Source organism: Stenotrophomonas sp. TWI602 (assembly GCF_039674045.1).
Classification (GTDB): domain Bacteria; phylum Pseudomonadota; class Gammaproteobacteria; order Xanthomonadales; family Xanthomonadaceae; genus Stenotrophomonas.
In genome coordinates, this window is the sequence record NZ_JBDJMT010000004.1 from 164,337 (window position 1) to 176,395 (window position 12,059).

General features: G+C 66.3%; 10 protein-coding genes. 8 read left to right on the plus strand and 2 right to left on the minus strand.

The annotated features are described in order from the left end of the window. Positions 1–108: 108 nt before the first annotated feature. Positions 109–2,412: a TonB-dependent hemoglobin/transferrin/lactoferrin family receptor gene (locus ABE483_RS06860; protein ID WP_346481395.1), complete on the plus strand. Its 2,304-nt coding sequence runs from the start codon at positions 109–111 to the stop codon at positions 2,410–2,412. Positions 2,413–2,549: 137 nt separating this feature from the next. Here ABE483_RS06860 and ABE483_RS06865 read toward each other — a convergent pair whose 3' ends face one another. Continuing rightward, positions 2,550–3,950: a DEAD/DEAH box helicase gene (locus ABE483_RS06865; protein WP_346481396.1), complete on the minus strand. Its 1,401-nt coding sequence runs from the start codon at positions 3,948–3,950 to the stop codon at positions 2,550–2,552. Between the two features lie 445 nt (positions 3,951–4,395). On the opposite strand from ABE483_RS06865, the gene ABE483_RS06870 reads away from it, so the two are divergent. Continuing rightward, positions 4,396–5,385, plus strand: coding sequence for a fumarylacetoacetate hydrolase family protein (locus ABE483_RS06870; protein ID WP_313212085.1), 990 nt, complete (start codon positions 4,396–4,398; stop codon positions 5,383–5,385). A gap of 20 nt (positions 5,386–5,405) precedes the next feature. After that, complete coding sequence (maiA, locus tag ABE483_RS06875; RefSeq protein WP_346481397.1) at positions 5,406–6,059, plus strand: maleylacetoacetate isomerase; 654 nt, start codon at positions 5,406–5,408, stop codon at positions 6,057–6,059. 68 nt (positions 6,060–6,127) lie between these two features. On the opposite strand, the gene ABE483_RS06880 is transcribed toward maiA, so the two are convergent. Further along, positions 6,128–7,261: a PilT/PilU family type 4a pilus ATPase gene (locus ABE483_RS06880; RefSeq protein ID WP_313212083.1), complete on the minus strand. Its 1,134-nt coding sequence runs from the start codon at positions 7,259–7,261 to the stop codon at positions 6,128–6,130. Positions 7,262–7,359: 98 nt separating this feature from the next. Between ABE483_RS06880 and ABE483_RS06885 the strand changes: the two genes are divergently transcribed. The 5 genes from ABE483_RS06885 to ABE483_RS06905 all read left to right on the plus strand — a co-directional run bounded on the left by ABE483_RS06885 (position 7,360) and on the right by ABE483_RS06905 (position 12,059). After that, a complete protein-coding gene (locus ABE483_RS06885) occupies positions 7,360–7,743 on the plus strand; it encodes a DUF4398 domain-containing protein (RefSeq protein ID WP_167390367.1) in 384 nt (127 codons plus the stop codon). Positions 7,744–7,757: 14 nt separating this feature from the next. Further along, positions 7,758–8,639 (plus strand): hypothetical protein, encoded by an 882-nt coding sequence (locus ABE483_RS06890; RefSeq protein WP_167390370.1) that lies wholly within the window; start codon positions 7,758–7,760, stop codon positions 8,637–8,639. A 364-nt stretch (positions 8,640–9,003) separates the two neighbouring features. Next, positions 9,004–9,222, plus strand: a complete 219-nt coding sequence (locus ABE483_RS06895) for a YdcH family protein (RefSeq protein ID WP_019182593.1) — start codon at positions 9,004–9,006, stop codon at positions 9,220–9,222. A 153-nt stretch (positions 9,223–9,375) separates the two neighbouring features. Continuing rightward, positions 9,376–10,746 (plus strand): pyridoxal-phosphate dependent enzyme, encoded by a 1,371-nt coding sequence (locus tag ABE483_RS06900; RefSeq protein ID WP_102788976.1) that lies wholly within the window; start codon positions 9,376–9,378, stop codon positions 10,744–10,746. 119 nt (positions 10,747–10,865) lie between these two features. Next, positions 10,866–12,059: a cystathionine gamma-synthase gene (locus ABE483_RS06905; RefSeq protein WP_346481398.1), complete on the plus strand. Its 1,194-nt coding sequence runs from the start codon at positions 10,866–10,868 to the stop codon at positions 12,057–12,059.

Below are 12,059 nucleotides of genomic sequence, written 5' to 3' on the forward strand. Positions count from 1 at the left end.
CCTTGTGCCTCCCAGCCCCGCTCGATCCACTGATCGCCGCAGCCAGGAACGGCCCGCCGCCAACCGCGGCGTTCACGCCATTCCCTACCTCTCCTGCGGAGCTTGATCATGAAGTCGTCCCTCACCCTGCTGGCCATGGCGGTTGCCGCCGGCCTGTCCGTCACCGTGCACGCTGAAACCGTCAACGATGCCAGCACGCTCGATACCGTGCGTGTGCAGGCTGAGCGCGCCAAGAAAACGCGCTCGGCCAACCAGAACGTCACCGTGCTCACTTCGGCCGATCTCGACAGCGAGATGGCCAATACGATGGAAGAGGCGATCCGCTACATCCCCGGTGTCAGCATCGTGGACATGGGCCGTTTCGGCGATAACGGCTTCAACATCCGTGGTCTGGAAAGCGACCGCGTGGCGATCACCGTCGATGGCCTGAGCCTGGGCGAATCGGTGGAAACCGCGCGTTCCTATGAGTTCTTCCGCGGTGGCCGCGGCGATGTGGACATCGATACGCTCAAGAGCCTGGCCGTGATCAAGGGCGCCGATTCGATCAGCGCCGGCAGCGGCGCACTGGGCGGCGCGGTGGTGTTCACCACCAAGGACCCGGCCGACTATCTCAAGGCGAGCGGCAACGATACCCACCTTGGATTCAAGGCGGGGTACTCCGGCGCCAACGACGAAACCATGGGCACGCTGACCGTCGCCAACCGCACCGGCTTCGTCGAATCGATGCTGGTCTACACCCGTCGCGAAGGCCATGAATCCGAGTCGTGGTACGACACCACGAACGACCGGATCGGGGTCGGTCGCCGTACCCCCGATCCGGTCGACAGCACCCGCGACAACCTGCTCGGCAAGCTCGACCTGCAGCTCGACGAGGCCAATACGCTGGGCTTTCTGTACGAGCGTGGCCGCGCCACCAACGACGTGGACAACCTGTCGCGTGTCTATGCACCGGGTTACCTGTCGCGCAAAGGCCATGACACCAACGACCGTGACCGCTACGGGGTGAACTACCAGTGGCGGGCCGACAACGCGCTGTTCGATACCCTGGATGCGCAGGTGGACCGGCAGGTCACCGACAGCCGTGGCATCACCACCATCGTGGCCGGCAGCGGCTGCCCGGGCGGCGCCACGCCGTGCCTGCGCAGCGAGAACCGCTCCACCAAGCAGACCCTGGACCGTGCCGCGGCCGATTTCAGCAAGGTGTTTGCCACCGCAGGCGCACGCCACGACGTGGTCTACGGCCTGGCCTGGCAGCAGCGCGACATTGATTTCACTGCCGTCGACACGCGCTGGAATGCTGCTGGTGCCGTGGCCTCGGTGGAGATCGATCCGCGCCAGGTGCCCAAGACCGACGTCACCGCCTGGAACCTGTACCTGCGCGACAGCGTGCAGCTGCTCGACGAACGACTGACCCTCAGCGCGGGAGCGCGCTACGACCGTTACGATTACGCGCCGCAGGTGGATGCCACCTTCGTGGACCGCACCGGCACCGTGCGTGATGTGAGCTTCGCCTCGCCGAGCTGGCAGCTGGGCGCGGAATACCGCTTCCTGCCCGATCACGCGCTGTGGGCCCAGGTGGGTCGTGGCTTCCGTGCGCCCACTGTGGCGGACATGTACTCGCCGACCAGCGCCACCCAGGTGATCAACGCGCAGAACGGCCAGCCGCTGCTGCTCAACGACACCGTGTCCAATCCGGACCTGGAGGCGGAAAAGAGCCTGAACCTCGAGTTCGGCTACCGCTGGAGCACGGACCGCGCGCAGCTGGGCCTGTCGGTGTTCCGCGACCGCTACGAGAACTTCATCGAGTACACCAACCTGGTCCAGTCGGTACCAGGTGGTTTCCGCACGACGGCGACCGGTCCGGTGCTGTACTCGCGCAACTACACGATGCCGACCAACGCGGGCGAAGTGACGGTCAAGGGCGCGGAGCTCGAGGGCCGCTGGCAGATCAGTGATGCGTGGTCCTCGCGACTGGCCGCGTCCTACGCCAAAGGCGAGAAGCGCAATGGCGATCCGCTGGAGAGCATCGTGCCGGCCAGCGCCGTGCTCGGCGTGCGCTATGCCCCCTCGCCGGTGTGGAACCTCACCGCCAGCGTGACCCATGCCGTGGCCAAGAAGACCAAGGACGCCTACACCACCGACGCCACCGGTAAGGTCACCACGCCGGCCTTCGTCGACAAGGCCGATGGCTACACCGTGCTGGATCTGTATGGCACCTGGAACGTCACCCCGCAGTGGAAGCTCAGCGCTGGCCTCTACAACCTGACCAACGAGACGTACTACCTCTGGCAGCGCGTGCGCAACGTCAACAAGGGCAGCAACACGCTCTACGGCTACGTCAACGATGAGGGCATCGGCCGCTACAGCGAGCCGGGCCGCAATGCACGGATCACGGTGGCCTACAGCTTCTGAGTCGGGGCGCCGAGCCACAGCCGTACAGGCGCCAACGGCCGGGCCGGTAGTGCCGGCCGCTGGCCGGCGCCAGACAAACAAAAAAAGGGCGACGCAGATGCGTCGCCCTTTCTACGTTTCAGCGATGCCCGAAGGAATCAGCTGGCGCGACCGCCACCGCCACCCTGGCTGCGGCCACCGCCGGCATTGCCACCGCCACGGCGCTGGCCCTGCGGCTGGCCACCGCGCGGTGCACCGCGGCCGGCGCCATCACGCTGACCGCCACCGGCCTTCTTCGGGCCGGCATGGGCGTGGCGCGGGGCCTCGGCGTGCGGGCGACGTGCATGCTTGCGCGGCGAGCGATCGCCACCCGGCAGTTCGGCCTTGCCCGGCGCGCTGTTGCCCCAGCGGATCGGGGTCTGCGGCTCGAAGCCCGGCACGTCGCGGATGTCCATGTCCTTGTCGAGCAGGCGCACGATCTGGCGCAGCAGCTTGGCCTCGTCCTGCGCCACCAGCGAGATCGCCTGGCCGGTCGAGCCGTTACGGCCGGTACGGCCGATGCGGTGCACGTAATCCTCGGCCACCATCGGCAGGTCATAGTTGATGACCTTCGGCAGCTCGTTGATGTCGATGCCGCGCGCGGCGATATCGGTGGCCACCAGCACGGTCACGCGGCCGGCCTTGAAGTCACCCAGCGCACGCAGGCGCTGGCCCTGGCTCTTGTTGCCGTGGATCGCCGCGGTCTTGATGCCGGACTTGTCCAGGAACATGGCCAGCTTGTCGCAGCCGTGCTTGGTACGGCCGAACACCAGGGTCTGCTCACGGCTGTCCTGGGCCAGCAGGTGCAGCAACAGCTCGCGCTTGCGCGGGCCATCGACCGGGTGCACGTGGTGGCTGATGTTCTCGGCAACGGTGTTCTTCGGCGTGACCTGGATCTGCTCCGGGTTGCGCATGAACTCCAGCGCCAGCTGCTTGATGCTCTCTTCGAAGGTCGCCGAGAACAGCAGGGTCTGACGGTTCTGGCGCGGCAGCTTGGCGAGGATCTTCTTGATCGACGGCAGGAAGCCCATGTCGAGCATGCGGTCGGCTTCGTCCAGCACCAGGATTTCGATGCCGGAAAGGTCGACGCTGCGGCGCTCGATGTGATCGATCAGGCGGCCCGGGCAGGCGACCAGCAGGTCCACGCCACGGCGCAGCACGTCGAACTGGTTGCCCATGCCGACGCCGCCGTAGATGCAGGCGCTCGGGATGCGCAGGTACTTGCTGTAGCCGCGCAGGCTGTCATGCACCTGGGTGGCCAGCTCGCGGGTCGGGGTCAGCACCAGCGCACGCGGGCGGCGCGGGCCATCGACGGCCTGCGGGTTGGTGCCCAGGTGCTGCAGCAGCGGCAGGCCGAACGCGGCGGTCTTGCCGGTACCGGTCTGTGCGCCGGCCAGCAGGTCGCGGCCTTCCAGGGCGAGCGGGATGGCCTGCTCCTGGATCGGGGTGGGGGTTTCGTAGCCCTGCTCGGCCAACGCGCGCAGCAGGAACGGGGCAAGGCCCAAGGATTCAAAAGACATCGGGTGGAAGCTCCAAAGACAAAGTAACGCCAGGCCGAATGGCCGGACGCGAGGCAGATCAATGTGATCGGCTGACTCGGAGCGTTCCCGTAAACCGCGCTGCGAGAATTGGGTGCAGTCGACGCGGTGCGCAGACTGGAATGCATGACGAATGGCGTCGGAGTGGGGGCGGGCGACGGATCGTTTGATCCATATCGCCGGCGATCCCGAAGGGAAACGGACGGCCGCTGCAGACCCGGATAGTCTAACGGATGTTTGAGACCCATACCAAACCCCCCTGTTCAGCTTGGAAGGAGGGGGGCGGAACGGTAGAGCCACGCCATGCGTGGCTGCTCCTGCGCGTAGGCAATGCATTACGGTAAGGCGATGCGGCGGTGCAGCTGGTAGGCCCGTCAACCATTTGATTACACTTGAAACCTATTTTCGCGATCCCGGATACCCACCCATGAAGCTTGGTTCTTTGAAGGAAGGCGGCCGCGACGGCACCCTGATCGTGGTCTCGCGCGATCTGCGCCAGGGCGTGCGCGCCACCGGCATCGCCGCGACCCTGCAGCAGGCCCTGGAAGACTGGAGCCACCTGGCGCCGCGACTGAACGCCCTGTACGAATCGCTGAACGACGGCGACGCCGACGGCGTGTTCGATATCGACCTGCAGGCGCTGGCCGCCCCGCTGCCGCGTTCCTATGAGTTCGTCGACGGCAGCGCCTACCTGCCGCACGTGGCCCGCGTGCGCCGCGCCCGTGGCGCCGAGGTGCCGGAAAGCTTCTACACCGATCCACTGATGTACCAGGCCACCAGTGCCGGCTTTTACGGCCCGCGCGATGCGGTCAAGGTGGTCAGCGAGGAATACGGGATCGATCTGGAAGCCGAGCTGGTGGTGATCACCGACGACGTGCCGATGGCGGTGACGCCCGAGCAGGCCGCCGGCCATATCCAGCTGATCGGCCTGGTCAACGATGTCTCGCTGCGCAACCTGATCCCGGGCGAGCTGGCCAAGGGCTTCGGCTTCCTGCAGTCCAAGCCGCGCTCGGCGTTGTCGCCGGTGTTCGTCACCCCCGATGAACTCGGCGAGGCGTGGCAGGACAGCAAGGTCCACCTGCCGCTGGTCACCCACATCAATGGCACCTGGTTTGGCGCGCCGGAAGCGGGTGTGGACATGCAGTTCAACTTCGCCCAGCTGGTCGCGCACGCGGCCAAGACCCGCCCGCTGGGCGCCGGTGCGATCGTCGGCTCGGGCACCATCGCCAACGAAGACACCAGCAAGGGCGCCTCCTGCTTCGCCGAACAGCGCACCGTGGAAACCCTGCGCGACGGCAAGCCGAGCACGCCCTTCATGTCCTTCGGCGACGTGGTGCGGATCGAGATGTTCGATGCGGCCGGCGACAGCATCTTCGGTGCGATCGAGCAGCGCATCGAGCAGGCGGCCAAGCCCTGAGCGCCGCGGCGGGGACCGTCATGGAACCGATCGAACTCTTCAGTTACTGGCGGTCCAGCGCGGCCTACCGCGTGCGTATCGGGCTGAACCTCAAGGGCCTTCCGCACCGGATCACCCCGGTGCACCTGGTCCGCGAGGGCGGTGAGCAGCACAGCGCGGCCTATGCCGCGCTCAACCCGCAGGAACTGGTGCCGACCCTGCGCCATGGCGGCCGGGTCCTGCAGCAGTCGATGGCGATCCTGGAGTACCTCGACGAGGTGTTCCCGGCCACGCCGTTGCTGCCCAGCGACGCCGAGGGCAGGGCGCGCGTGCGTGCGCTGGCCCAACTGGTGGCCTGCGACCTCCACCCGCTCAACAACCTGCGGGTGATGCAGTATCTGGAGCGCACGCTGCAGGCAAGCGCCGAGGCGCGCACGGCGTGGACGCTGCACTGGATGGCGGAGGGCTTGGCGGCGATGGAAACGCTGCTGGCCGATCATCTGGCGACGGGTACGTTCTGCCATGGCGACCAGCCCGGGCTGGCCGATGCCTGCCTGGTGCCGCAGCTGTACAACGCGCACCGGTTCGGCCTGGCGCTGGCGCCGTACCCGACCCTGCAGCGGATCGAGGCGGCGTGCCTGGCGCTGCCGGCCTTCGACGCGGCGCGGCCCGAGCATCAGATCGACGCAGGGTGACGGGTAGGCATCGACCGTTGGTCGATGCGCCTGGCCCATTGCCCCCGCCAACGGTGGGGGCTTAGCCGTCAGAACCCGTGGGTGATCGACGCCGGTGCGCTGTTGGCCGAGAAATCCGCGTACGGATCGTGCTCGCCGCTGCCGCCTTCGGACAGCCGGAACTTCAACGCCAGGCCATCGCGCGAATCGGCCGCGCGCAGCGCTTCCTCCTGCTCGATGATGCCGTTCTTGGCCATCCGGAACAGGCACTGGTCGAAGCTCTCCATGCCTTCTTCCAGCGAGGCTTCCATCGCCGCCTTGATCTCGTGCACCTGGCCGCGGCGCAGCAGGTCGCGGATCATCGGCGTATTGATCAGCACTTCGGTGGCCGGCAGGCGGCGCCCGTCCTTGCCCTTGACCAGGCGCTGGGAGACCACCGCGCGCAGGTTCAGCGAGAGGTTCATCAGCACGTTGCGATGTGCACTCTCAGGGAAGAAGTTGAGGATGCGCTCGATGGTCTGGTCGGCGTTGTTGGAGTGCAGGGTGGCCAGGCACAGGTGCCCGGTTTCGGCGAAGGCGATGGCCGCTTCCATCGTTTCCGCATCCAGGATTTCGCCGATCAGGATGACATCGGGCGCTTCGCGCATCGCGTTCTTCAACGCGTCGTGGAAGGTGTGCGTGTCCAGCCCGACCTCGCGCTGGTTCACGATCGACATCTTGTGCTTGTGCAGGTACTCGATCGGGTCCTCGATGGTGAGGATGTGCCCGGTGGTGGTGCTGTTGCGGTGGTCGATCATCGAGGCCAGCGAGGTGGACTTGCCCGAGCCGGTCGAGCCGACCACCAGCACCAGCCCGCGTGGCGTCATGATGACGTCCTTGAGCACCTGCGGCAGGTTGAGCTCTTCGATGCTGGGGATCTTGCTGCGGATCGCACGGATCACCATGCCGACCTCGCCGCGCTGCTTGAACACGTTGACGCGGAAGCGCCCGGCATCGGGCAGGGCAATGGCCATGTTGAGCTCGAGCTCGCGCTCGAACTGCGGGGCCTGGCCTTCATCCATCAACGAGTAGGCGATCTTCTTGACCATCCCGGGCGGCAGCCCGGTATTGCCCAGCGGATAGAGTTTCCCCTCGATCTTGATGTATACCGGTGCTCCGGTCGTCAAGAACATGTCCGACGCGTTCTTTTCGGTCATCAGCTTCAGGAAATAGCCGATATCCATGCGAAATGTTTCCCCAACAATCAGCGGCTTGCCATTGCAAGCGCACCGCAGGCTTCCGACAATGGCCGTGCACACAACTTCTGGCGACGGCACCCCCAATGAAACCTAGCTTCGCACAAATACGACGGGCCCTGTATGTGACGGTGTGCGCATTCGCGCTCTCTGGTGCCGCACAAGCGCAGGATGGCGCCCTGGAGCTGATGCAGGCCCAGCAGGCGGTCGACAAGGCCACCCAGGCCGATGCCGACCAGTACGCCCCGGACCTGATCGCCGTGGCCCGCCAGGGTCTGGAGCAGGCCCAGCGTGCCGCTGGCGACCGCCGCGAGCGCAAGAACGCGCCGATACTGGCCGTTCGCGCCACGGTCGATGCCGACCTGGCCCGCGCCCGCAGCGAAGAAGCCACCGCCACCGCGCAGCTGCAGCTGCGCCGCAATGAAGTCAGCCAGCTGCAGCGCCAGTTGGCCACCGGGGAAGACCGCTGATGATGTCCACCAAGATGCGCATGCCCTGCCTGCTGCTGGCCGCCAGCCTCAGCCTGCCGCTGATGGTCCAGGCCGCCGATGACCCGGCCGTGGCCCAGCTGACCCAGCGTCTGATGGCGATCCAGTCCAACCCGGATGCGGCCCAGCTGGCCGCCTTCGAGCGCTTGCAGGCCCAGCAGGCCGTGGCCGATCTGGCCAAGGCCAAGCGCCGCGACCAGGACCAGGCCCGTTACCTGGCCGAGCGCCGGGTCGAGATCGCCGAGACCAGTGTCCGTGCCGCGCTGGCCCAGCGTGAGGTGGATCAGCTTGAACGCACCCGCAGCGAGCTGCTGATCGAAGCCAGCCGCCGCGATGCCCAGCGTGCCCGCCAGGAAGCCGAGCGCCTGCGCGTGCAGGCCCAGATCCAGGCCGAGGAAAGCGAGCGCCTGCGCCAGGCGGCCGAGCAGGAAGCGCTGGCCCGCCAGGATGCCGAAACCGCGCTGACCAGCGTGGCTGGCAAGCAGACCGCGCGACTGAGCGCCGCCCAGCAGAACGCGGCCAAGCTGGCCCGTGAGGAAGCCGAGCTGGTGGCGGGCAGCAAGCTGCCGGGCTCCAAGTTCGACAGCCGCGGCGAAGTGTTCACCTTCAACGGCGATGCTTTCGCGGCCGGCAAGGGCAGCCTGTCCGGCGGTGCCAAGGGCCAGGCCAAGGCCTTGGCCGAGTACCTGAACATCGGCAAGAAGGGCCGGGTCCGGATCGAGGCGTACGACGCCGCGGCCGGTGTCGGCCAGCAGCGCGCCGAGGCCCTGCGCGATGCGCTCGTGGCGGCTGGTGTCAGTGCCAGCCGGTTGCAGGTCAGCGGCAAGAAGGCCGCCGCGACCAAGGCCCGCTCGGCCGAGGTCATCATCGCGCCCTGATGCCGGACCGGTGCTGCGTCATGCGCAGGGGTCATGACGCAACTGGTTGTTTTTGTTTAATTTTCGTTGTTCTGCGCGTTCAGCCTGAACCCCGCTTAGGCGGGGTCGACGATATCGTTTGAAAGGGTTGAACCGGCCCCGAAGCAAGCGTAGGGTCAGTTGTCCGGGTCGCCTTCCGCGTCCCGGACGATAGGAGGGCCGGCAATGCACCAGCGCCACGAATCACAGCAGTCCGAGGTCCAGTCTCTACTGGCCGCCGCTGCGGGTTCGCAGGTCAGGGTTGTCCGGCACTCCGCCCCAAGCAGCGCCCCGTGCCGTCAGGCCGGGGCGTTCTTGTTTCTGCAGAAGCGATAGGAGGTTCATCATGTTTGAAGGTCAGCCCCAGAGCGATATCGACGCACGGCGCAAGCAGGATCCTGAATTCAAGGCGCTCTACGAACGGCACCAGAAGTTGAACAAGAAGTGCATGGATGCCGAGCTGGGTGTGCTTCCGATAGACAGCCTCACCCTGGGACAGATGAAGCGTGAAAAGCTGCTGGCCAAGCAGAAACTGGAACGGATGTACGCCTCCCCCGTGCACTGACCCCCCTTGCTGCCCTACGTCGCGGGCGGTTCCGGTCTCCTCGTCGACCGGTGCCGTCCGCGCCGCTTGATGAACGCGGCAACCTGACTTTCGCCGCCAACCGTCGGATAATCACCGGTCCGGCCGCATTGCGGCGCGAATCGATGTGAACCGATGGCAATCCACTCCTCCGTACTCGAACTCATTGGCCAGACCCCGATCGTCAAGGCCCAGCGCCTGGATACCGGTGTCTGCGAGCTTTACCTGAAGCTCGAGAGTGCCAATCCCGGAGGATCGATCAAGGACCGCATCGGCCTGTCGATGATTGAAGCCGCCGAGCAGCGTGGCGACCTTAAGCCGGGCGCGACCCTGGTCGAGGGCACCGCCGGCAACACCGGCCTGGGCCTGGCGCTGGTCGCCCAGCAGAAGGGCTACAAGCTGATCCTGGTCGTGCCGGACAAGATGAGCCGCGAGAAGATCTTCAACCTCAAGGCGATGGGCGCCGAAGTGCGCCTGACCCGTTCGGATGTGGCCAAGGGGCACCCCGAGTACTACCAGGACATGGCCAAGCGCGTGGCCGAGGAAACCCCCGGCGCGTACTTCATCAACCAGTTCGGCAATCCGGACAACCCGGCCGCGCATGAGTTCGGCACCGGCCCGGAAATCCTGGCGCAGATGGACGGCGACCTGGACGCGATCGTGTTCGGCTGTGGCAGCTCCGGCACCATGACCGGCCTGTCGCGCGCCTTCTCCACCCTCTCGCCGAAGACCGAACTGGTCCTGGCCGACCCGGTCGGCTCGATCCTCGCCGAGTACATCAATGACGGCGTGCTCAACGACAAGTCGGGCAGCTGGCTGGTGGAAGGCATCGGCGAGGACTTCCTGCCCTCGATCGCCGATTTCAGCCGCGTCACCAAGGCCTACGCGATCAGCGATGCCGAGAGCTTCCATACCGCGCGCGAGCTGCTGGGCAAGGAAGGCATCCTCGGCGGCTCGTCCACCGGCACCCTGCTGGCCGCGGCGCTGAAGTACTGCAAAGAGCAGACCACCCCGAAGAAGGTGCTGGTGCTGGTCTGCGACACCGGCAACAAGTACCTGTCCAAGATGTACAACGACTACTGGATGCTGGACAACGGCTTCCTGGAGCGCCCGCAGAGCGGCGACCTGCGCGACCTGATCCTGCGCCCGTACGGCCAGCGCGATACTGTCGTGATCGGCCCGAACGACCTGCTCACCACCGCCTACCAGCGCATGAAGCTGTACGACGTGTCGCAGCTGCCGGTGATGGACGGCGACCAGCTGGTCGGCATCGTGGATGAAAGCGACGTCCTGCTGCATGTGTACGGCGACGAAGCCCGCTTCCGCGACCCGGTCGCCACCGCGATGGTCAGCAAGCTGGACCGCCTGGACGTGAAATCCCCGATCGAGGCCCTGCTGCCGGTGTTCGACCGTGGCCAGGTCGCCATCGTCATGGATGGCGCCAACTTCCTCGGCCTGATCACCCGCATCGACCTGCTGAACTACCTGCGCCGACGCGTACAGTAAGCGTCTGTGTCGCAATGAACCCATGTTTATCCGCGTCAACGGCCGATTAAGCCAGCGCTGATAGACTTCCGCTCCTTTTGCGGGGCCCCCCATGGGGGCTCCTCTTGCTGGGAAACAACATGTCCGATCACGCTTCTTCCGGGCACGGCGACCGCTCGCTCGCCCTGGCTACCCTGGCCATCCACGGCGGCCAATCGCCGGATCCGAGCACCGGCGCGGTGATGCCGCCGATCTATGCGACCTCCACCTACGCCCAGTCCAGCCCCGGCGAGCACCAGGGCTTCGAGTACTCGCGTACCCACAATCCCACCCGCTTCGCCTACGAGCGTTGCGTGGCCTCCCTGGAAGGCGGTAGCCGCGGTTACGCGTTCGCCTCGGGCATGGCCGCCAGCTCCACGGTGATGGAGCTGCTGGATGCCGGCAGCCACGTGGTGGCGATGGACGACATCTATGGCGGCACCTTCCGCCTGTTCGAGCGCGTGCGTAAGCGCACCGCCGGCCTGCAGTTCAGCTTCGTCGACCTGACCGACCTGGCCGCGTTCGAGGCCTCGATCACCCCGCAGACGAAGATGGTCTGGATCGAGACCCCGACCAACCCGATGCTGAAGATCGTGGACATCGCCGCAGTCGCTGCGATCGCCAAGCGCCGCAACCTGCTGGTGGTGGTTGACAACACCTTCGCCTCGCCGATGCTGCAGCGCCCGCTGGAGCAGGGCGCGGATCTGGTCCTGCACTCGGCCACCAAGTACCTCAACGGGCACTCGGACATGGTCGGCGGCATGGTGGTGGTCGGTGACAACGCCGAACTGGCCGAGCAGATGGCCTTCCTGCAGAACTCCATCGGCGCGGTGCAGGGGCCGTTCGACAGCTTCCTGGCCCTGCGCGGCCTGAAGACCCTGCCGCTGCGCATGAAGGCACACTGCGCCAACGCGCTGGCCCTGGCCCAGTGGCTGGAAAAGCACCCGGCCGTCGAGAAGGTCATCTACCCCGGCCTGACCTCGCACCCGCAGCATGAACTGGCGACCCGCCAGATGAATGGCTACGGCGGCATTGTTTCGATCGTGCTCAAGGGCGGTTTCGAGGCGGCCAAGCGTTTCTGCGAGAAGACCGAACTGTTCACCCTGGCCGAGTCGCTGGGGGGCGTGGAAAGCCTGGTCAACCATCCTGCGGTGATGACGCATGCCTCGATCCCGGTCGAGCGCCGCGAGAAGCTGGGCATCAGCGATGCGCTGGTGCGGCTGAGCGTGGGGGTGGAGGAGTTGGGGGATCTGCAGGTGGATCTGGAGCGGGCGCTGGGTACCGAGGCCGCTTGA